This is a genomic window from Frigoribacterium faeni, from assembly GCF_007988805.1.
GTDB classification, from domain to species: domain Bacteria; phylum Actinomycetota; class Actinomycetes; order Actinomycetales; family Microbacteriaceae; genus Frigoribacterium; species Frigoribacterium faeni.
Window position 1 is genome coordinate 18,372 of the sequence record NZ_BJUV01000028.1, and the last position, 21,418, is coordinate 39,789.

General features: G+C 68.1%; 18 protein-coding genes. 8 read left to right on the forward strand and 10 right to left on the reverse strand.

Annotated elements, in window-relative coordinates; genetic code table 11:
- Positions 1-299: 299 nt before the first annotated feature.
- Positions 300-3,746 carry a CBM96 family carbohydrate-binding protein gene (locus tag FFA01_RS12265; protein ID WP_146856475.1) on the reverse strand — a complete coding sequence of 1,149 codons (3,447 nt, stop codon included), beginning with the start codon at positions 3,744-3,746 and terminating at the stop codon, positions 300-302.
- A 161-nt stretch (positions 3,747-3,907) separates the two neighbouring features.
- Here FFA01_RS12265 and FFA01_RS12270 point away from each other — a divergent pair, with 161 nt between their 5' ends.
- Complete coding sequence (locus FFA01_RS12270; protein WP_167627372.1) at positions 3,908-4,906, forward strand: acyltransferase family protein; 999 nt, start codon at positions 3,908-3,910, stop codon at positions 4,904-4,906.
- Here the strand turns inward: FFA01_RS12270 and FFA01_RS12275 are convergent.
- From FFA01_RS12275 to FFA01_RS12300, 6 genes are all read right to left on the reverse strand, one after another.
- Complete coding sequence (locus FFA01_RS12275; protein ID WP_146856477.1) at positions 4,903-5,973, reverse strand: acyltransferase family protein; 1,071 nt, start codon at positions 5,971-5,973, stop codon at positions 4,903-4,905. The genes FFA01_RS12270 and FFA01_RS12275 overlap by 4 nt on opposite strands.
- A gap of 90 nt (positions 5,974-6,063) precedes the next feature.
- Positions 6,064-7,023 (reverse strand): hypothetical protein, encoded by a 960-nt coding sequence (locus FFA01_RS12280; protein WP_146856478.1) that lies wholly within the window; start codon positions 7,021-7,023, stop codon positions 6,064-6,066.
- Positions 7,023-7,682 (reverse strand): arsenate reductase/protein-tyrosine-phosphatase family protein, encoded by a 660-nt coding sequence (locus tag FFA01_RS12285; protein ID WP_146856479.1) that lies wholly within the window; start codon positions 7,680-7,682, stop codon positions 7,023-7,025. Before FFA01_RS12285 ends, FFA01_RS12280 begins: the two co-directional genes overlap by 1 nt.
- Before the next feature lie 2 nt (positions 7,683-7,684).
- A complete protein-coding gene (locus FFA01_RS12290) occupies positions 7,685-9,127 on the reverse strand; it encodes a tyrosine-protein kinase domain-containing protein (protein WP_146856480.1) in 1,443 nt (480 codons plus the stop codon).
- A 235-nt stretch (positions 9,128-9,362) separates the two neighbouring features.
- A complete protein-coding gene (locus FFA01_RS12295; protein WP_167627373.1) occupies positions 9,363-9,872 on the reverse strand; it encodes a VanZ family protein in 510 nt (169 codons plus the stop codon).
- A gap of 160 nt (positions 9,873-10,032) precedes the next feature.
- Entirely contained in the window at positions 10,033-11,193 is a 1,161-nt protein-coding gene (locus FFA01_RS12300; protein ID WP_146856482.1) for an FAD-dependent oxidoreductase, read from the reverse strand.
- 147 nt (positions 11,194-11,340) lie between these two features.
- Between FFA01_RS12300 and FFA01_RS12305 the strand changes: the two genes are divergently transcribed.
- Together FFA01_RS12305 and FFA01_RS12310 are read left to right on the forward strand one after the other, a co-directional pair.
- The gene (locus tag FFA01_RS12305; RefSeq protein WP_146856483.1) at positions 11,341-11,541 is read left to right on the forward strand and encodes a DUF3073 domain-containing protein; all 201 of its coding nucleotides are present in this window, start codon (positions 11,341-11,343) and stop codon (positions 11,539-11,541) included.
- An 11-nt stretch (positions 11,542-11,552) separates the two neighbouring features.
- On the forward strand, positions 11,553-11,990 hold the full coding sequence (locus FFA01_RS12310; RefSeq protein WP_167627374.1) for a VOC family protein: 438 nt from the start codon (positions 11,553-11,555) through the stop codon (positions 11,988-11,990).
- Positions 11,991-12,735: 745 nt separating this feature from the next.
- On the opposite strand, the gene purM is transcribed toward FFA01_RS12310, so the two are convergent.
- The gene (purM, locus tag FFA01_RS12315; protein ID WP_146856484.1) at positions 12,736-13,860 is read right to left on the reverse strand and encodes a phosphoribosylformylglycinamidine cyclo-ligase; all 1,125 of its coding nucleotides are present in this window, start codon (positions 13,858-13,860) and stop codon (positions 12,736-12,738) included.
- 71 nt (positions 13,861-13,931) lie between these two features.
- On the opposite strand from purM, the gene purF reads away from it, so the two are divergent.
- The 3 genes from purF (at position 13,932) to FFA01_RS12330 (ending at position 17,868) form a co-directional block, all read left to right on the forward strand.
- Positions 13,932-15,392: an amidophosphoribosyltransferase gene (purF, locus tag FFA01_RS12320; protein ID WP_146856485.1), complete on the forward strand. Its 1,461-nt coding sequence runs from the start codon at positions 13,932-13,934 to the stop codon at positions 15,390-15,392.
- Between the two features lie 137 nt (positions 15,393-15,529).
- Positions 15,530-16,312, forward strand: a complete 783-nt coding sequence (locus FFA01_RS12325) for an ABC transporter ATP-binding protein (protein ID WP_146856486.1) — start codon at positions 15,530-15,532, stop codon at positions 16,310-16,312.
- A complete protein-coding gene (locus FFA01_RS12330) occupies positions 16,294-17,868 on the forward strand; it encodes a transporter (protein ID WP_146856487.1) in 1,575 nt (524 codons plus the stop codon). Before FFA01_RS12325 ends, FFA01_RS12330 begins: the two co-directional genes overlap by 19 nt.
- Positions 17,869-17,957: 89 nt before the next feature.
- On the opposite strand, the gene FFA01_RS12335 is transcribed toward FFA01_RS12330, so the two are convergent.
- Both FFA01_RS12335 and FFA01_RS12340 read right to left on the reverse strand, forming a co-directional pair.
- Positions 17,958-18,485, reverse strand: coding sequence for a hypothetical protein (locus FFA01_RS12335; RefSeq protein ID WP_146856488.1), 528 nt, complete (start codon positions 18,483-18,485; stop codon positions 17,958-17,960).
- A gap of 170 nt (positions 18,486-18,655) precedes the next feature.
- On the reverse strand, positions 18,656-19,033 hold the full coding sequence (locus FFA01_RS12340; protein ID WP_146856489.1) for a sterol carrier family protein: 378 nt from the start codon (positions 19,031-19,033) through the stop codon (positions 18,656-18,658).
- 156 nt (positions 19,034-19,189) lie between these two features.
- On the opposite strand from FFA01_RS12340, the gene purD reads away from it, so the two are divergent.
- Together purD and FFA01_RS12350 are read left to right on the forward strand one after the other, a co-directional pair.
- Positions 19,190-20,458, forward strand: coding sequence for a phosphoribosylamine--glycine ligase (gene purD, locus FFA01_RS12345; RefSeq protein ID WP_146856490.1), 1,269 nt, complete (start codon positions 19,190-19,192; stop codon positions 20,456-20,458).
- On the forward strand, positions 20,455-21,366 hold the full coding sequence (locus FFA01_RS12350) for a phosphoribosylaminoimidazolesuccinocarboxamide synthase (protein WP_146856491.1): 912 nt from the start codon (positions 20,455-20,457) through the stop codon (positions 21,364-21,366). Before purD ends, FFA01_RS12350 begins: the two co-directional genes overlap by 4 nt.
- The last annotated feature ends 52 nt before the right edge of the window (positions 21,367-21,418 follow it).

Sequence of the window (21,418 nt, forward strand, 5' to 3'; positions counted from 1 at the left end):
GCTCGGTCGGAGCCTGCCGAGCCGTCGTCATCTCCTGCGGCGATATGGCGTCCGACCAGACGATGTCTCCACAGATCCCCGGAAGAGACGGGTTCGGCCACGTTGACTATCGTCTCGCGAGAGACGGCATCCTCACAGCCCAGGAGCTCATCGCACCCGACGCTGACCTGAGTCCCAGAATTCTCACGCATGGACGACCCCTCGCGACCCCCTGTGACGAACTCGCAATCATCTACCAGTCAGCGGTCGTGCTCAGAGCCGGTCTGGCTCAGGAACAGAGGAGAAGCACGTCAGCGGAGTTACGGCTGCAAGACGATGTCCAGATAAGGGACCTGCTTGGACTCCCGACTGAAAAGCGCCGTCAAGAGCGCGGGGTTGCCCGACGCCGTGTCGTTCCCGAACCCGACGGCTGCTGCCTTGGCCCCACCGACGGATTGCTGATTCAGGAACGAAGTCACATCGAAGCTCCTGAACCCCTGGGTCTTCGTGAAGGTCGCCTGGCCCAGCCCCGCTGTCAGACTAGGTCGGTTGGCATAAGTCAAGGACTTCTCGACGAACGTTCCGTTGACGCCATAGGCACGGATCCTGGTCGAATCGCCGGCGCCGTCGAGGACGTAACCGTAGGTGTTCAACGTAGCCTTCGTCACGCGGGCTCCCTGAAGCTTCGACAAGTCGAACGAAATGTAGGAGACACGTTCTCCGCTCTTGTCCGTTGCCGCGCTGGGAAGGGTCTTCACGAGTAGAGCGGAGTCCGATCCGAAGTTGGTTGCGGCCGAGCTTCCTCCTTGCACATAGCTGTCCCCAGACGGGTACAAGCGCAATTTGGTCGGATCTGTGACGGTCACCTTGAGAGAGGCAGTAGCCAGATATCGATTTGTTGAGACGACGACACCGACCTGCGTCGAGCCAGGGCCGACAGCTGTTATCACGCCATTTGACGAGACCTTGGCAATGGATGCGTCGCCAGCCACGAACTTGACCGCCGTGGGCGTGATGCCTTTACCATCGGCCTGTCGCGCGACATAGGTGAGAGGCGCCGTAGTCCCTGCCAGCATGGAGCCGGTCGGGCCTTGAACGGCGACGCTTTCTGGTCTCACGGATGGTGCTGCAGGGCCCGAGGGGCGGGCATCGTAATTGTAGAAAGACACGTCCGAGATCGCTGTCCACAGATCTGATTTCGCGTCGCCGTGGACGAGGAAGCGAACATACTGGGCCGACCTTGGACTTGAGAAGTTCACGATCTGCTCGCCGGGCCTACCCGAGTAGGACCCGTTGTACTGCCGAGTCCAGGTCGAGCCGTCCTGGGAAGTCTCGACTTCGAACTTCGTGTACAGCGAGGTGTTGTTCCGCCACGCGATGACAGCACTCTGGACCGCGCTCGAGGCCTTCAGCTTCCACGCGATCTGGCGATCCCCGTAGGTCGCCCAGTATGTCGACGGATCTCCATCGACGGTGGAATTCACGTTGCCTTCCTTCGTATAGGAAGCCCATGCAGATCCGATGGCAGTAGCGCCACGTTCGAAGAGCACGGAATACGAGCGCGCGGCCGTACCGGCGCCGACTGTCACCGTGGCCCGTCCAGGAATGCTCGGGGGGAGCGTCACTTTCGTCGTCGTCCCACTAGCTGCCCGTGCGACTACCGAGGGCACGGCGAGCGCGGGATCAACGGAAACCCGATACTGCAAGACGTTGGGGTCGAAGGCCGCTACGGATCTCCCTCCGACCGTGATCCCCTCGAGCTTGGCGCTCCCTTCGGCGTCGAGAGCCCAGTTCGCGAGGGGCACGACGGGGAGAACGGCAGGGAGGCTCTTGGTCGGCTCCGAAACCGGTGTGAGCTGTACCGTCAGCCGTACTGACCCACTCCCCGCGACATCAATCAGAAGCTTGCGCATGTTGCCGTTCGTAGCCTGCTGACCAGGGTCGGGCGACGTCGGATAAGGGCTTGCGGGTGCATCGACGAATGTGAACGGTCCAGGGCTGGTGATACGAGCCACGAGGCGTTCCCCGTTTTTGTAGAGGGTCGCGGACTTGCCATCCCACGCGATGCGAATGTCAGCCTTCGTATGCATGGTCCAGCGTGCTTCGAAGGCTCCGGGCGCTACGACCTCGTCCTGGATCACGACCTGCTGCTTCGAGTCCGTCAACCTGACTCCGCGCTTCCAGCTGCTGAGCGAGCCCGGGTACAGGGTGGAGAAATCCGACACGCTCTGAGCCGATACGGAGTTAGACGCGAAAGAAGCTCGAGCGGACTGGTTGTTTATCAGGGCGTCGGAAGCACGAGAACCGTCGAGCACCAAGGTGTTCTGCCCCTCGGGCCGCTCGCGGTAGTAGTCCCAGCGGCTGCCTGAGGCACCCTCGTCGAAGTAACCGGCGAGTCCGTAATCGTCTTTGCCGAGCTCCTCCGCCCATGTCTCACCGAGAGCGGTGAGACCGAACGTGCCGGCATCCAGATTCTGGTGCGCGGCCTTCGGACTGTTCGCCGACCTGTACGACAGAGATGTCGCTCGCGCGTCGTCCCACGATGAGCGGAAGGTTGCCACACCGGCATTGGCGAACGATCGATCGAGTGGCAGTCGCGCTTGCGCCGGAGACCTCGTCTCTGTGGCGAAGCGATTCAACGCCACGAGTCGTTGGACGTTGTTGCCCGACGTCCGACCCGCGGCACCTTCATTGACGAGCACGGGGTCGTTCGCCAGCACACCGAGGACAGCCAGGGCGGATGTACGAGTGTCTGCAGCGTCGCTGTCGCCGAAGTTGAAAGGTTGTCCGTTCGGTGCGGTTCCATAGATCGGGAAGTATCCCGTCTCGCGAACCCCAGAGGCGCTCATCAGACCCTGATCGGCGCCAGTCGCCGTCGTGAGGGCCAGAGCGTAGGTCGAGTAGTAGCGCGCCGCATACTCCCAGTACGTGAGCCCCTCGGCATATCCGCCGCCGTCCGCGAAGGCAGAGGCACCGCGCTTGATGCTGGCCAAGGATTTGTTCAGCACATCATTCGCGAGCGTCGGGTCCACGTCGACCACCGCTAGAGCACCCAGGCCCAATCCTGAGTTCGCGACGACATTCCAATTGTTGGTCATCTGCGCCCAGTTGCCGCCGTTCAGATACGGCCCGCGACTACTCGCCGGGGCTGCGTAGACAGGCAGACCAGCCTGAAGCCCCTTAGCCCGGATAGCGGTTGTCAATGTGTTCCGTTGAGCAGGCGTCCAGCGGTCGTAGAGCCAGTCGTAGCCGATCGCGAAAGCATGAGTCATCTCCGCTGTGTCGAGGAAATGGTCGGGATTCCAATCCTTGAAACTCGCGGCGGCCGCCAGGTCACGCCAGAGTCGGTCGGCGTACCGTGCGTCTCCTGTCATCTGCCAGACGAATCCGAGGTCGTAGGCGCGGTCGAGGACTTTCCTGCTCGTGTTGAGGATGCGCACGCCGTCGGACTTGTCATAGGTCACTGTCGGCTCCAGGAGAGCCGCATCTGCCCGCTTCTTGATGCCCGCGTAGAGATCTTTGGCCGTCGCGTCGGTAGTGATGCTCTTGCGCATGGCAGCGAAGTCCGCCGAGCTGGCTAGCAGCCGGGGATGTGCTGAGACGACAGCGGGCGCTGTGACGGCAGCCTGAGCGCTTTCTGGGCCGGGACCGGAAGGGAGGATCGCCCCGGTCAGAGCGATGACGATGACGACGGCCGCACCGATGAGACTCTTTGATCGTGTGTGCTCCGCTCGAGTAACGAGCGAGCGTTGGGATCGATTGCTCAAGAAAGTTCCTCCAGAGAACGGGCTCCGCCGCCGCAGGGCTGTTGCAGCCGGGGCCCGCGCCCGACCCCTAGTAACGACTCACCCTAGAATGCTACGAGCGGGTTCGGTCAAGGACAACAACCCTCATAAGACTGACTACAACTGGGGGCAGCTTGAACGGCGTGGCAACGGTCAAGAAAGCTCGTAACGCTGGAATCGATTTCGTCCGCGTGCTGGGAATCGTCGCCGTCGTCGTCGGGCATTCATGGAACATCGAAGCCGTCGGACGCTGGGTATACCCCTGGCACGTCCCGATCTTCTTCTTCCTCACGGGATACCTTCTCAAGAACGATAGATCGTTCTCCGTGGAGTTCCGATCACGTGTTCGCTCCCTGGCCTATCCCTACGTCTTCTGGCTCGTCGTCTTCGGCTTGGCCTACGGCCTCGGGCTCGCGAATGCTGCGCGGCTCGGGCCCGATTCGATCGAGATGGTCATCTGGGGCGGCTCAGCGGCCTACAGGCCCTTCACGACTTTCTGGTTCTTCTCCGTGTTGTTCTTCACTGCGCTCCTCGCACGTGTGATCTGGCGGTTCCCGAAGATGATCCGATGGATATGCGCCGGCGCCGGCATCGTCCTCGGATTGGTCTTCGGACCAGAACTCGCCGGCACTCCGCTTTCGATCGCATCCGCTCTCCCTTGCCTCTTCTTCGTCGTGGCCGGGGCAGAGCTCCGTTCGATCAGGAAGCGGCTCAGGCGCCCTGGGCTGTACGGATCCGCGCTCCTCGTGTTGAGCGTCGCGTGCATCGCCTCGAACGTCGCACCTGCCATGAACATCAAAGGTGGCTCCTACGGCAGCCCCTTGAGCGTCCTGATCGCGCTCTCGATGTGCGTCGGCCTGCTTCTCGTCAGCGAGTCCCTGTTCGCGAAGGCATCGACCGCGACCTCGCTGGCCGTCACATCCCTGGCCGTTCCAGGCTTGATAGTCGTGCTTCTTCACCCAGCCGTTCTCTGGGCACTCGGCGTTCCGGACGAAGCGCGCATCTGGCAGTTCGCCCTGGTCTTGCTTGTCCCCTGGCTCGCGGGTCTCATCGCCGTTCGCGCCGGGTTGCCGCAGTTCGTGACCGGTGTCGCACCCGTGCGGCGCTGGCGAGCCCTTCGACTCAGCCGTTCCAGGGACTAGAGGGGCTGCCGCTCACCGCTGCTCGCCCCGACTCGTGCCAACCACGAATTGAGCCACGAAGGAAGGGCCACGAGCCAGACCAGGTGCCCTTTCGTGTTCAGCACGTGGAGGAGCAGGCCCACCGGGACCACCAACGCGACGAGTATCAGCGTGCCCCACCAGGGCCAGGGGACATCGACGAGCTGCGTCGCGTACAGGACCGAGATGCACCCGACGATCAGTGGACTGTGGGTGAGATAGATCGGCATCGACCCTTGCCCGATGAATCTCAAGAACCGGACTCGGGAGAGCAGCACTGCCGCCGCGAGGCCACCGACGAGCCCGACCACCTTGATCACGAAGACGATGATCGGAGCATCGAACACCTGGAAGACGCTCGCGAAGATGATGATGCCGAGCCAGGCGACGACGACGACGACCAGTCGTCCCGAGATCTCGGACGAGGCTCGACTCATCCACTTCATCGTGATGTCCGAACTGACCAGTCCGAGCACGAAGAAGAAGAAGTACGTCGGCAACCCATTCAGGCCAGGACCCAGCAGACGGGAGAACGACTCTCCGAGAAGAACGCCGGAGAAGCTCAACCAAGCGAGTGACACGACACCCGCGACAACACCGAGTACGACGGCCGGGACGCGGTGGAGCAGTTTGACGACGACGAAGAAGATGGCCAAGGCCCAGATGAACCAGAGCTCACCCGAAGGCCGGACGAAAGACGCTCCCGCACGCACGAGATGCGCGGCGAGGCTCGTGTCTTCCTGTTCCGGGAGGATCTGGCCAGCCGTGAATTTATAGGCGAACACGGCAGGTTGCCAGAGGACGAACACCCAGAGGAGCGGCGCTACACGACTCAAGAGCATCTTGCGCCAGGAGGATGCGACCGCCCTGCTGCCCAGAGCCCCAGACAGGAAGAAGAACATCGGCAACATCGCGGAAGCGAAGATGACGTGCAGCGTCTGGATCGGTTCGCTCAACTCCCCAGCGCGCGACCACTCTATGGCGTGCGAACCCACGACCATCAACATGGCCATGCCCCGGCCTACGTCCACCGAATCGATGCGGTTCATGCGACTTCCTCATGTTATCGAGCCACATTGCCCGAGCTACTGGGCAGAGGCATCCGATATGCCCCTGCTGACGTCCTCAATCCGTGTCGGTCAGCCTCGTGCTGGCCACGTCACGCCGCCATCTGCCGAAACAGCCACGTCGTTCCCGACCTGAGCCCACACACTGGTGGCTCCAGCCGACAGGAGCACTTGCGGTGCGTCCGCTGTGTCCACGCCCGCGATACAGCCGATCGGCGTGGCATCGCCGGTGTAGCCGAGGGACGCGACAGAGACGCCGACGCACGCGGCGGCGTCGTCGGTCGATGCGACGAGATAACCGTTGGACGTCTGAGTCAAGGCCACGGCACCGCTGACGGACGTTCCGCTGTCCCATGCCCTTGCTCCGTCGCCCGTGCGGTAGATCGTGCGGTCGTCGCACAGTACTGCCGCACTCAGGTCGGTACTGGGGGCCAGGCCGGTCACCACACCACAGGGAGACGCGAAGCTGCCGGCAGGCGAGTGCACCACACCGGGCGTCGCCGGGTCCGCGTACCACGTCGCAGCGACCCGATCGGGATACGTCTGGAAACCCGTGCCAGAGGTGTAGGTGGCCGTGAAGCCCACCTCACAGGTGGACGTCGCCCCTCCGACCATGAATGCATAAGTCGAATCCTGCGCTTGCAGTCGGAACACAGATGACAGATCCGTAGTCAGGGTGCTGGATGTCCACGTCGCCCCTCCGTCGGAGGTCTTCTCGAGCACGGCTGTCGTCGCCGATCCGCAGTCACCCGCTTGAGTCCGATAAGCGGTGGTCGCATCCACGGCCGAAAGGTAGGTCGCTGGAGCCGCAAGCGGCTCGCGAGCCGTCTGCGTGGGTGTCGGTTCAGCGCTCGGCGTGTTGTTGTCTTCGCGGACGGGAGTCTCTGCGAATGACGAATCGGAGGCAGAGTCCGTATTCAGGATGGCGTAGCCGACGAGGGCGACATCGACGACGACGAAGAGTGCGATGGCTCCGATGATGACGGGCCGGTTATTCCGGCGTCCCCTCTTGCGAGCTCTGTCCTGGGCCATCAGATGGCAGCCTTGTCGTCGACCCGGACACGTGCCGCGGCTACCAGCAGCTTGACGACGACGTCAGCAGCGGGGACGAGCTGGCGCCCGCTCTCCGCGAAGACGGAATCGTCGAGTTTGTAGGGGTCGACGATGTCATCATCGACGACTTCGGCGGGCGGTGCGACGAGCCCGCGGCGCGCCGCGACCGCCGCCACTGCCGAACGCAGACGCCCCGCCACGTCGCCTGCATCGAGGGATGCTGCGTCGGCGAGGTCGTCGGTCGTCATGCCCTGAGCTAGTCGCGCGAACTCGCGGAGTGTGAAGGCGTACCGACTCGAACGAGGGAAGAGCGAGACGATCGCCCGACGATGGTCGCGCCCCATCCCGAAGACCAGGTCCGCACCCGCCACGTGCCCCTCGAAGAGGTAGCGCGCACCGTGAGCCTCGGCGTCAGCGACCCCGTATCGACGCGCAAGATCGAGGGCTTGTCTGGGCATCGCCTGGCCGTCCTGGGCCATGGTCCCCGCGCTCTCGACGACCACGTTCGACACGCCCGCAGCCGCTAGTCCTGCTCGGAGATACTGCTCTGCGAGAGGAGACCTGCAGATGTTCCCCGTACAGACCGTCAAGATGCGGAACGTCGACGACCCTGGCGGCCGGTCGAAGGTGAACGCCATGCTCATCGTGGCTGTGCCTTCGCCTTGATCTTGGACGGCACTGCCGGCATCTCGTCAGGTCCGTCGATCTTGTCCTGATCCATGCCGTAGTACGCGCCGTAGTTTCCGTACCCGTACGCGTCCGGCCCCTTCGTCGGCAGCATCGTCATGACCACGCCGAGCACGCGTCCACCGATGTGCTCGAGGGTGCGCATCGCCGACTGCAGTTCTGCTCGTGTGGTGCGCCCCGCCGCGGCGACGACGATGGCACCACCAGTCAGCTTCGAGAGGATGGCCGCGTCCGTCACGGGTAGCAGCGGAGGCGCGTCGATGAGCACGTAGTCGAAGGACGACGTGAGGGATTCGATCAGTGCGACCATCGCCTTCGATCCGAGCAGCTCGCTCGGGTTCGGGGGAATACGGCCCGCCGGCAACACGTAGAGGGTGCCACGGCCCCACGGCTGGAGGACATCTTGCAGGTCTGCTCGACCGATGAGCACGTCCGTGAGACCCACGGCGCCCTCGAGACCCATGGTGTTCGCGAGGCGGGGCAAGCGAAGATCTCCATCGATGACGGCGACGGTAGCGCCCGTCTCGGCTAGCGCGATCGCGAGGTTCGACGTCGTCGTCGTCTTGCCCTCGCCCGGCAGAGAGGATGTCATGACGAAGCAGCGTGAGGTCGACTCGAGATTCACGAACTGCAGGTTGGTACGAAGGGATCTGAAGGATTCGGCTCGGGGGCTGCGAGGGTCCGCGTGCACGATGAGCGGCTGCTTCTTGGCGCCCGGGTCATAGCTGATACCGCCGAGGATCGGGGCGTCCGTGACCAGTTCGACATCGTGAGACCCGTGGATGCGTGTGTCGAGCGTGCTGCGCAGCACTGCCGCTCCGACACCGAGGGCCAGGCCGACGATGAATCCCAAGGCGATGTTCACGATGGGGCGAGGGGATGACGGGGATGTCGCTGCGATGGCCGGCTCGATCGTCGCGATCTTGACGAGACTCGGCCCCCCTCCGGCCGGCGACTCCAGGTCATTGGCGACGACGTCGGCAAAGCTCGACCCGACCGCGTCTGCGATGGCCGCAGCGCGCTGAGCATCCGTGTCTTGAACCGTGATGTCGATGAGAACCGTGTTGGCGGGGGTCTCAGCCGAGACCTGACCGGCCAGCTCGCCAGGAGTCATGTTCAGCCCGAGCTCATCGATGACAGGTGTCAGCACACTCGTACTCGTCACCACCGAGGCATACGAGCGCACCTTCTGCTGGGCGGCGCTGCTGCCCTGAACGAGGTCCGACGCGTTACTGGCGTCCGACGACTGCACACTCACGAAGAGCTGCGTCGACGAGACGTACTTCGGGGTGGCCAGGATCGACGAGAGAGCGCCTGCGGCGACTCCCACCAAGGTCACGGCAACGATGAGGATCCATCCCTTGCGGAGAATCCGGATGTAGTCACGCAGCTCCACGCGGCGGCCTCTTTCTGTCGTCGGTCGGGTACCCGGCGCTATGGCACAGCCCCCGAGAGCGGCCCATCATGACGTGAAAAGGCATCGATTTCGATCCTGCCTCACGAACAATCGTCACATTGAGCCTGGATTATCCTCACATAGCCGTCGCCTGTTTCCGAACTTCCGGGTCCTGATCGTGATACTTGGCCCCTTGAATGGGGCCCGCTGTTCATCCGATGGGAGTAGGGGGCGGCTAGACCGAAGCGTCGATGCGCTCGCGCGACCGCCGCTCCTGACGCCGGGCGCGCCTCCTCGTCAGGCGGCTCGATCTGCGGAACCAGAGCGCAGCCACGCCCACGATCGAGCCGATCAGGGCACCGAGCGTGTTCGCGATGACGTCGTCGACGGTCGCGAACCTCGACGGCAGGAAGAAATGTTGACCCAGCTCGACGGTCACGCTGCCGAGCAGCCCCACGACGACCCCGAGCCACCAGCGGCGGCCGCCGACCAACAGCACGACGATCAATCCGACCGGTGCGAAGAACGCGATGTTCGCCGTGAATTCGAGCGCGTTGTAGTCGAACGCCTCGGGCAGGCCCCGCTCATGCAGCCGCCACAGCATCCGATCGATCATCGGACGTGCACCGCGGTCGACCGGCGTCGGCCAGAAGGCGATCAAAGCCACGGCGACCCCGTAGAGCGCCAGCGCCGCGACGGCGATCGTCCGGCTCGCCCAGGAGGCGCGCAACGTCGCACGGGTCATGGTCACGCCTCTCGTCGGGCGTCGTGAGCGACACTGGCCCGACGGTCTGACCGCCATGGTGACAGACCGAGCCTGGGGAACCGCACTTGACGCGCAAGCGAAACGACCCGAGCCGTTCCACCTCGCCGGCCACCGCAGCGGGTGACCGAGGCTCCCCCGATCAGCCGACCCGCGCCTCCAGCCGGGCCATCACCTGCCGCGCGACGCTGCGGCCTGCGCGGTTCGCGCCGATGGTGGACGCCTGCGGCCCGTAGCCGGCCAGGAAGATCCGCGGATCACGCTCCGACACCCCCGCCGTCACCGCCACGCCGCCCGACTGCTCGCGCAGGTGCAGCTCCGACAGGTGGTGCAGCTCGGCCCGGAACCCCGTCGCCCAGATGATCGCGTCCGCCCGCACGAGCTCGCCGTCGGCGAACCGCACCCCCTCCGGCTCGATCGACGTGAACATCGGCCGTTCGACGAGCACGCCCCGCTCGATCGCCGCGGCGAACCTCCGCGTCAGAGGCACACCGGTGCCGCTGACGATGCTGGGCAGGGTGGCGCCGCGCCGCGCCGCCTCGTCCTGCTCCGCGACGGCCGCGACCGCCGCCTCCTGAGCCAGTCCCTCTCCCCGCGCCTGCCACTCGACGGGACGCCGCGTCACCCACGTGGTCGACGCCGACACCCCCTCGAGCTCGAGGACGAACCCGATCGCGCTCGTCCCTCCGCCGACCACCACGACGTCGAGGCCCTCGAACTCGCCCGCCTCGCGGTAGTCCGCCGTGTGCAGCTGCCGGCCAGCGAACCGGTCGCGGCCGGGGTACCAGGGGACGAACGGCGCTCCCCACGTCCCCGACGCGTTCACCACCACCTCCGCGACGAGCTCACGCTCGATCGGTTGCGCCTCCGCATCCCCCGAGGAGGCGCGGGTCGAGGAGGCACGGGTCACGTACCTCACAGCCAGCCCGCCACCGCGATCCCCCACGGCCCGCACCTCCGCGGGACGCCGCACCCGCAGGTCGAACGCCCGCTCGTACCGCTCGTAGTAGTCGGCGACGATCTGGCTGGCCGGGGCGTCGCGGTCCGCGGTGTCGAAGCTGAGGCCCAGCTCGGACATGCCGGGCAGGTCGTTCACCCGGTGCGCGGAGCCCAGACGGAGGGAGTCCCACCGGTGCTGCCACGCGCCTCCCGGGCCCGGTCCGCGGTCGAGCACGACGAGGTCGACGCCCGGCACGAGCCCCAGCCGGCGCAGATGCCAGGCGACCGAGAGCCCGGCCTGACCAGCGCCGATGACGGCGACACGGGTACGCTCGGGTTCGGCCGTCGTCGTCACCTTTGTCATTCTGCCCGCTCGAAGCTCGTCTGCAGCCGGAGCGCAGCCGGGGCATGGGGTACATGATAAGATCGGTCCAGTTTTGCAACTGTCATCTGTCGGCTGTACCCGGTTCGTCCGACACCGCTTCCGGGCCGAATTCAGAGGGGGTCACGCATGGGGCGCGGCCGTCAAAAAGCCAAGCACACCAAGGTCGCCAGAGAGCTGAAGTACTTCAGCCCTGACACCAACTACGGTGCACTCGAAAAAGAGCTGGCTACCAAGAGCGACTCCGGCGACGACTACGTCGACAAGTGGGCCGATGATTTCGACGACGACGAATACGGCGCCGAGACCGACCAGAACAAGAGCGCCTAAGGCTCACGGTCATGACCTCGACGCCTGACTCCTTCGACGCCGGTTCCTTCGACGCGTCGACCACCGCCACGGCCCCGGTCGCTGCGAGCACCCCGTCGCTCGAGTGGGAGCAGGTGATCGTCGATGCGCTCGAACCCGCCACGCTCGCGCACTGGTGGGCCGAGGCGCTCGGCTGGGTCGTCGTCTCCCCCGTCGGCGACGACGAGCCCGAGATCCGCAGCAGCCCCGACTCCCTGCCGGGGTTGCTCTTCGTGCGCGTACCCGAGGCCAAGACCCTCAAGAACCGCCTGCACCTCGACTTCCGCCCCGACGATCAGGACGCCGAGGTCGAGCGCCTGCTCGCATTGGGAGCGACGCGCTCCGACGTCGGACAGACCTCCGACGTCTCCTGGGTCGTGCTCGCCGATCCCGAGGGCAACGAGTTCTGCGTGCTCGGCTCGCGCCGCTGAACCCTGCCCGGGCGTCGGTCGGAGCACCGCACCGCCGAGCCACGCGCCGCGTCGCGCCGCCCCGCCGAGCCACGCGCCGCGTTTCGCCGCGTCGCTGAGCCACGTGCCGCGTCGCTGAGCCACGCCCCACGTCACGAAGCCGCGCCACGCCTCCTGGAGCCGCACTCCCCGGCGATCCCGCGCGCAACAGGTCGGCCCGGCGAACGACGCCGCTCCGACTCCACCTATTACGCATGGATGCGAAAGAAGCACTGGCCACGCAGACTCGCCCGGCGACACCACGCACCGCAGGTCCGCCCGCTGACAGCGCGCACCGCAGGTCCGCCCGCTGACAGCGCGCACCGCAGGTCCGCCCGGCGAACGACTCCGCTCCCACTCCACCTATTACGCATCGATGCGTAATAACGGACTGGCCACGCAGACTCGCCCGGCGACATTGCGCACCGCAGGTCCGCCCGCTGACAGCACGCACCGCAGGTCCGCCCGGCGAACGACTCCGCTCCCACTCGACCTATTACGCATCGATGCGTAATAGGTGCTGGGCGCGCAAAGAGTTCCGCCGGTCGGTCCTGCGCACACCGGTCACGGCACGCGAGCCGCTCACCCGCCGCCGCACTCCCCGGCCTAGGGCCCCAGCACCTCCGCACGGACGTCACACCACGATCCGCCCGTGAAACCACGTTTATCCGTGGTGTGATCGCGAAAGTGTGGTTTCACCGCACCCGGCACCCGGCCCCCCGCCCGCTCAGCCGGCGAACGCCCCGACCAGCCGCACCGCGCCTCCATCGACGCCCTTGGCGCCCTGCTCGAACCCGGTCAGGTCGCGCGTCGCCGTCGCGACCGTGCCGACCTGCCAGGTCTCGATGCCGTCGGCGACCAGCGCGGCCGAGACCGCGGCCGCCTGCGACGCCGCGACGACCGCGATCATGCCGATGCCGAGGTTCCAGGTGCCCTCGCTCGACTCGAGCGTCGAACCGGCCAGGTCGCTCAGCACCCGGAAGACGGGCGCCGGCGACCACGTCGCACGGTCGACCTCGGTCCACGAGCCCTGCGGCAGCACCCGGGCGAGGTTCGCCGCGATGCCGCCGCCGGTCACGTGGCTGAGCGAGTGCACGGCCCCGGCGAGCGCCGGGTCGTCGAGCACCCGCAGCAGAGGAGAGGTGTACAGCCGCGTCGGCTCGAGCAGGGCCTCGCCGAGGGTGCCCGACAGGTCGGCGACCGAGTCGGTGTAGCCGAGGTCGCGCGACGCGAGGATGTGGCGCACCAGCGAGAAGCCGTTCGAGTGCAGGCCCGACGAGGCGAGCGCGAGCACGACGTCTCCGTCGGCGACCAGGTGCGGACCGAGCTGGCGGTCGGCCTCGACCGCGCCGACCGCGGCACCGGCCACGTCGTAGTCGTCGGGGCCCAGGAGGCCCGGGTGCTCGGCGGTCTCGCCGCCGACCAGGGCGGTGCCGGTCTCGCTGCAGGCGCGGGCGATGCCCTCCACGATGGCGGCGATGCGGGTGGGGACGACCCGGCCGCAGGCGATGTAGTCGGTCATGATCATCGGGCGGGCGCCGACCACGACGATGTCGTCGACGACCATGCCGACGAGGTCCTGACCGATGGTGTCGTGCTTGTCGAGGGCCTGCGCGATGGCGACCTTCGTGCCGACGCCGTCGGTCGAGGTGGCGAGCAGGGGCCGGTCGAACGACTTCAGGAACGACACGTCGAACATGCCGGCGAATCCGCCGACGCCGCCCACCACGCCCGGGCCGTGAGTGGCACTGACCGCGGCTTTCATCAACTCCACGGCGCGGTCGCCGGCGGCCGTGTCGACACCCGCCGCGGCGTAGGAGGCGCTGGTCGAGGGGGCAGAGGAGGTCGCCATTCGTTCATCCGTTCGGTGTCGCTCTAGACTGTCGCGGTAACCCCAACTCTACGGTCTGGAGCCAGATCCGCATGTGCGGCATCGTCGGTCTCGTTGCACACGAGCCAGCAAATCAACTCGTCTACGATTCGCTCCTCCTGTTGCAGCATCGGGGGCAGGACAGCGCGGGGATCGCCACCGCCGAAGGCGGCATCTTCCACATCCACAAGACCAAGGGTCAGGTGCGCGAGGGCTTCCGCACCCGCGACATGCGCGCCCTGCTCGGCAGCATGGGCCTCGGCCACGTGCGGTACGCGACCAAGGGCGCGGCCAGCAACGAGCAGGAGGCGCAGCCGTTCTACGTGAACGCGCCCTACGGCATCGTCCTGATCCACAACGGCAACCTGACGAACACGCGCGAGCTCACCAGCGAGCTGTTCCACGTCGACCGCCGCCACCTCAACACGAACAGCGACACCGAGCTGCTCGTCAACGTGCTCGCGCACGAGCTGCAGGAGCAGGTCAACGGACGCGACCTCGACCCCGAGCAGATCTTCGCCGCCGTCAGCCGGGTGCACGACCGCGTGCAGGGCTCCTACGCCGCGATCGCGATGATCGCCGGTCACGGACTGCTCGCCTTCCGCGACCCGTTCGGCATCCGTCCACTGGTGCTCGGCCGCCGCCTCGCCGCCGACGGCGTGCGCGAGGAATGGATCACCGCCTCCGAATCGCTGGTGCTCGAGTCCGGCGGCTACGAGATCGTGCGCGACGTCGCCCCGGGCGAGGCGATCTTCATCTCGCTCGACGGCGAGATGGTGTCGAAGCAGTGCCACGCCAGCCCGCGCCTGATCCCCTGCTCGTTCGAGTACGTCTACCTGGCCCGCCCCGACTCGATCATGAACGGCATCTCGGTCTACGACGCCCGCCTGCGACTCGGCAACCGCCTGGCCGACACGATCGCGCAGCACTCGCCCATCGGCGACATCGACGTGGTCATGCCGATCCCGGACTCGTCGCGCCCCGCGGCCATGCAGGTCGCCCAGAAGCTCGGCATCGAGTACCGCGAGGGCTTCTACAAGAACCGCTACGTCGGCCGCACCTTCATCATGCCCGGGCAGGCGGAGCGCAAGCGCTCCGTGCGCCAGAAGCTCAACGCGATGTCGTCGGAGTTCAAGGGCAAGAACATCCTCATCGTCGACGACTCCATCGTGCGCGGCACCACCTCGCGCGAGATCGTCGAGATGGCGCGCGCCGCCGGGGCCAACAAGGTCACCTTCACCTCGGCCGCGCCTCCCGTGCGGTTCCCCCACGTGTACGGCATCAACATGCCGACCCGTCAGGAGCTCGTCGCCCACGACCGCAAGATCCCCGAGATCGCCCGCGAGCTCGGCGCCGACCACCTCATCTACCAGGAGGTCGCCGACATGCAGGCCGCGATCACCGAGGGCAGCGACGTCACCGAGCTCGAGATGAGCTGCTTCACCGGCGACTACGTCACCGGCACGGTCAGCCCCGAGTACCTCGCCTGGGTCGAGGCCAACCAGCTCAGCTAGCCGCGGGGGCGCGGATCCGACGACCCGCGCCTCCTCGGCCCCCTCCCGTCCTCCCCAGGAGGCGCGGTGCCGGATGGATCCTCATCTCCCCCGCGAGGAGGTGGTACCGAACCGTCCTGTTCTCTAGGCTGGCCCGCATGACGGATGCCGCGCCTCCTGCCGAGTCCACGCCCGCCCTGCAGATCACCGGACTGCGCAAGGCCTTCGGGCAGAAGGTCGCCGTCGACGGCGTCGATCTGACCGTGCCGGCCGGGTCGTTCTACGGCCTCGTCGGGCCGAACGGCGCCGGCAAGACCACCACCCTGTCGATGGCGACCGGGCTGCTGCGACCCGACGCCGGCACGATCCGGGTCCTCGGTCACGACGTGTGGAGCGACCCGACCCGGGCCAAGGCCCTGGTCGGCGTGCTGAGCGACGGCATCGCCCTCTTCGACCGGCTCACCGGAGAGCAGCTCGTCACGTACCACGGGCTGCTCAACGGCATGGACCGCGAGACCACGGCCCAGCGCGTCGGCGACCTGCTCGATCTGCTCGACCTCCGCTCGGCCGGCGGCACGCTGGTCGTCGACTACTCGGCCGGCATGACCAAGAAGGTCGCGCTAGCCTGCGCGCTGGTGAACGCCCCGCGCCTGCTCGTGCTCGACGAGCCGTTCGAGTCGGTCGATCCGATCTCGGCCGCGAACATCCGCGACATCCTGCACGGCTACGTCGAGGGCGGCGGCACCGTCATCGTGTCCAGCCACTCGATGGACCTCGTGCAGCGCATGTGCGACCACGTCGCCGTCGTCGCGGACGGGCGGGTGCTCGCCGAGGGCACGACCGACGCCGTGCGCGCCGGGTCGACGCTCGAAGACCGCTTCGTCGAGCTCGTCGGCGGTCGCCAGCACAACGAGGGGCCGTCGTGGTTGCGCACCTCCTGAGCCTGCGCTGGCGGGTGATGCTGAACGGCTTCTCGCGCAGCACCTGGCAGCTCGTCGCGGCCATCATCGGTCTGCTCTACGGCCTCGGCATCCTCGGCGTCGTCGTGGCCGGCCTGGTCTCGCTCTCGTTCGCCCCCGAGGGGTGGGCCTGGACGGCCGCCGTGCTCGGCGGCTCGGTCACCGTGCTGGGCTGGGTGCTCGTGCCCCTGCTGCTGCGCGGGCTCGACCAGACGCTGAGCATGGACAAGCTGCGCTCGTTCCCGATCCCGGCCGACCGCCTCCTGGTGGCCCTGCTCGTCTGCGGTGTGCTCGGCGTACCCGGGCTCGTGACCACCATCGCCGGTGTCGCGACCGCTCTCAGCTGGCTGCGCGACCCGGTCGCCCTGATCGTGGCGCCGTTCTGCGCCGTCGTCGGGGTGCTGACCTGCATCGCGGCCTCGCGCGCGGTCGAGTCGATCACGGCGTCGTTCGGCAACAAGCGGCGCTACCGCGAGCTGATGAGCGTGCTGATCTTCGTGCCGCTGCTGCTGGCGTTCCCGCTGATCTCGATCATCGGCAGCGGCCTCAGCGTCATCGGCGGCGACCTGCCCGAGATCGCGCGCACCCTGTCGTTCACGCCGCTCGGAGCCGCCTGGTCGATCCCCGGCGACCTCGCCGCGGGTCGCGGCCTCGAGGCGCTCGCCAAGGCGGGCATCGCACTCGCCACGCTGGCTCTGCTGCTCCTGCTCTGGAGGCGCGGGCTGGCGGCGTCCCTCATCGCGCCTCCCACGACCGACTCGGCCACGACGAGCAAGGGCCTCGGACCGTTCCGCTGGTTCCCGGCGACGCCGACCGGCGCCGTCGCCGCCCGCGCCGCGGTCTACTGGCTGCGCGACCCCCGCTACGGCGGATCGCTGATCACGGTGCCGCTGATCCCCGTGCTGGCGATCTTCATCTCGGTGACGAGCGGCAGCGACTGGCTGCTCTACGCGATCGGGCCCGTGGTGGGCGCGCTCCTGATGATCACGCTCAGCGCCGAGATCTCGTACGACGGCACCGCGTTCGCGGCGCACCTCTCGACGGGCCTCTCCGGTCGCGCCGACCGGGCCGGGCGCGTGCTCACGCTGTCGCTCTTCTCGGTGCCGACCGTGCTGCTCGCGACCGTGGTGCCGCTCGTGGTGCTCGACCGGCTCGACCTCGTGCCCGTGCTGCTCGGCTTGGCGCTCGGCGTGATGCTGACCGGGTTCGGGGTGTCGAGCGTCGCGTCGACGCGGTTCCTGATGCCGGTGCCGGAGGCGGGTCAGAGCCCGTTCAAGTCGCCGCAGGGATCGACGCTGACGACGGCCCTGATCACCTACCTGGTGTGGATCATCGCGTTCGCCTGCGCGGCGCCGACGATCGCCCTCGCCATCGCGGCGCTGATCACCGGCAGCGCCCTGCTCGGGTGGCTGACGCTCGTGGTGGGCGTCGGGCTCGGCACGGCACTGCTGTTCGTGGGCATCGACCGCGGCGGGAAGTCGCTCGACGCCCGCGGGCCGGAGCTGCTCAGCCAGCTGAGGCGCGCCAGCGGCGGCTGAGGCGCACCGGCGGTCGGTGAGGCGCGCCGGCGGCGGCGGCTCGTGCCCGCGGGTAGGGAGCGAGCGTGCCGGCGGTCGGCGCCCTGGGGTCAGGGCTCGATGTCGCCTTCGACCGGAGGCTCCTCGGGGGCGTCGACGCGGTTGCGCTCGGCCGTGACCCTCTTGGCCCGGCGCAGCGAGACGCGGTCGGCCACGATCGCCACGAGCGAGCCGATGGCACCGCCGAAGGTCAGACCCCACAGCGAGAAGTAGCCATAGGTCGACGCGACGCCCTCCCCTTCCGCGAACGGGAACAGCGACGTCACGATCAGCGACACGACGACCCCGGCGAGCGCACCCATGATCAGGAACACCGGGTACTTCGGGGCCCGGCGCACGGTCACCTCGTCGTGCGTGGCGATCTCGACCGGCTCGGCCGGCTGCGTCTGCTCGACCGGCTCGGTCTGACCGACGGGCTCGGTCTGGTCGACGGGCTCCGTCTGCTCGACCGGCTGCGTCGGCTCTGCCGCTGCGGCGGTGGTCGCGCCCGTGGCGTGGTCCGCGCGCGGGGCGTCGCCCTCGTCACCGCCGTCGCGGGGGGCGGCGGGCTGCTGCGGTTCGTCGGGTGCGGTGGTCACCCGGTCATTCTCCCAGACGGCGGCTGCACCCTCGCCCAGTCGTTCGACGCCACGAGACCCCGGATCCGAGGAGGCGCGTCCCCGTCCGACCCGCACCGCACCTCCCCGGAGGCGCGGCCCTGCCCCATACGCACGCCGCCCCGGTCGTCGTCCGGGCCGTCGCGCGGCTCTCAGGCCGGCAGTCGCACCGGCGCGTAGCCCGTGAGGTCGGCACGGCTGCCCGACGCCGACACGAGGGCCTGCGCCACGGCGTCCGGCCAGGTGAGGCGGCCGGTGGCGAGACGGATGAAGGTGGCGGCGTCGGTCTCGACGACGTTCGGGGGCGTGCCGCGGGTGTGGCTCAGCCCCTCACGGAACTGGACCGCGCCGAACGGCGGGACCCGCACCTCCACGGTGGCCCCGGGTTCGGCGTCGGCCATCACCTGGAGCAGCCAGCGGACCGCGGTCGCCGTGACCGTGCGCGGTGCGGACTCGCCTCCGTCGATCGCCGTCGTCGCGTCGCGGACGGCGGCGGCGCCCACCGCGTCGTCGATCCGTGCCTTGGCCATCCGTCGACGATACTCCGCGGGCCCGCCCCGTCCCTCCGGCCTGTGCGGTGCACCCCACGCCCGGTGTGCGGCTCTCGATCCCTCCCCAGGCGGTCGGTCCGCCTGCTGCGCCCATCACCGCCCCCGCCCGCAGGCGCCTCTCGGTAGGCTGTCGCCGTGCGAATCCTCGTCCTCGGTTCCGGTGCTCGCGAGCACGCCATCATCACCGCCCTCCTGCGCGAAGACGCGGGCCACGAGATCGTCGCGGCCCCCGGCAACGCGGGCATCGCGGCACAGGTCGAGGTCGTGCACCTCGACCCGTCGAACGGCGCGGTCGTCACCGAGTACGCACTCGAGAACGACGTCGAGCTGGTCGTCATCGGCCCCGAGGCGCCGCTCGTCGCCGGTGTGGCCGACGCTCTCCGCACGCGCGGCATCCCCGTGTTCGGGCCCGGCAAGAAGGCCGCTGCGCTCGAGGGCAGCAAGACCTTCGCCAAGCGCATCATGCAGGAGGCGGGCGTCCCCACGGGTCGTGCCACCCGGGTCGGCACCCTCGACGAGGCCGTCGCCGTGCTCGACGAGTTCGGTGCGCCCTACGTCGTCAAGGCCGACGGCCTCGCGGCCGGCAAGGGCGTGCTCGTCACCGACAGCCGCGACGCCGCCGTCGAGCACACGACCTACTGGCTGCAGCACGGGCCCGTGCTCGTCGAAGAGCACCTCGACGGGCCCGAGGTGTCGCTGTTCTTCCTCAGCGACGGCCACACCGTCGTGCCGCTGAGCCCCGCGCAGGACTACAAGCGGCTGCTCGACGGCGACGAGGGGCCGAACACCGGCGGCATGGGCGCGTACTCGCCGCTGCCCTGGCTGACTGACCGCTTCGGCAGCGAGAAGGACTTCGTCGACGAGGTGCTCGACACCATCGCGACCCCCACGGTGCGCCAGCTCGAGAACGAGGGCACTCCGTTCATCGGGCTGCTCTATGCGGGGCTGATCCTCACCGAGCAGGGCGTTCGCGTGATCGAGTTCAACGCGCGCTTCGGCGACCCCGAGACGCAGGTCGTGCTCCCCCGCCTGATCACGCCGCTCAGCGGTCTCCTGCTCGCCGCGGCGACCGGGTCGCTCGGCAACCACGAGTCGCCCCGGTTCGCGTCGACCTCGGCCGTCACGGTGGTGCTCGCCAGCGAGGGCTACCCCGAGGCCGCGGTCAGCGGTCGGCCGCTGACCGGCCTGGACGATGCCACCGCGGTGGCCGGCGTCCACATCGCGCACGCCGCGACCGCCCGTCTCGACGACCGCCTGATCGCGACGGGCGGCCGCGTGCTGAGCATCGTCGCCGAGGGGGGCGACTTCCGCGAGGCCCGCGATCGCGCCTACGACGCCCTGTCGCGCATCGAGCTCGAGGGCGGTCAGTACCGCCGCGACATCGCCGAGCGGGTCGCTCGATGACCCCCGGCGCGCCCCTCGATCTCGAGGCCTGGACGCCGGTCTACTCGGGCAAGGTCCGCGACCTCTACGTCCCCGCCCCGGTCGCGGGTGCCGTCGGCGATGCGGCGACGCTGGCCGACACCGAGCACGTGCTCGTCGTCGCCAGCGACCGCGTCAGCGCCTACGACCACGTGCTCGAGCCCGGCATCCCGGGCAAGGGGGCCCTGCTCACGCAGCTCAGCCTGTGGTGGTTCGCCCAGCTCGAGACCGTGCCGAACCACCTGGTCGACCCGACCACCGCCTCGGTGTCGCTGCCCGAGCAGGTCCGCGATCGCGCGATGCTCGTGAAGCCGCTCGACATGTTCCCGATCGAGTGCGTCGTCCGCGGCTACCTGGTGGGCAGCGGCTGGATCGAGTACCGCGAGCACGGAACCGTGTGCGGCGTGCCGCTGCCCGCGGGCCTCACCAGCGGAGACCGTCTCCCCGAACCGATCTACACGCCGGCGTTCAAGGCGCAGCTCGGCGACCACGACGAGAACATCACCTTCGAGCGCACCGTCGAGCTCGTGGGCGCCGAGACGGCCGAGGCCCTGCGCGACCTCTCGCTGGACGTCTTCCGCCGCGCCTCCTCGGTGGCGGAGGCCCGCGGGGTCATCCTCGCGGACACCAAGTTCGAGTTCGGGGCCGACCGCAGCACGGGCGAGATCACCCTCGGCGACGAGGTCCTCACCAGCGACAGCAGCCGCTACTGGGACGCGGAGGTCTACGCCTCCGGCGACCGCACCGCGAGCTTCGACAAGCAGATCGTGCGCGACTGGCTCTCGGCCAACTGGGACGGCACGGGCACCCCGCCCGAGCTGCCCGCCGACGTCGTCGAGCGGACGGCCGCCCGCTACCGCGAGCTGATCGAGCGCCTCACGGCGCACTGACGCTGCACCCCCGTGCGCGCGCCGCGCCTCGTGCCGCGCATCCCCACGGGCG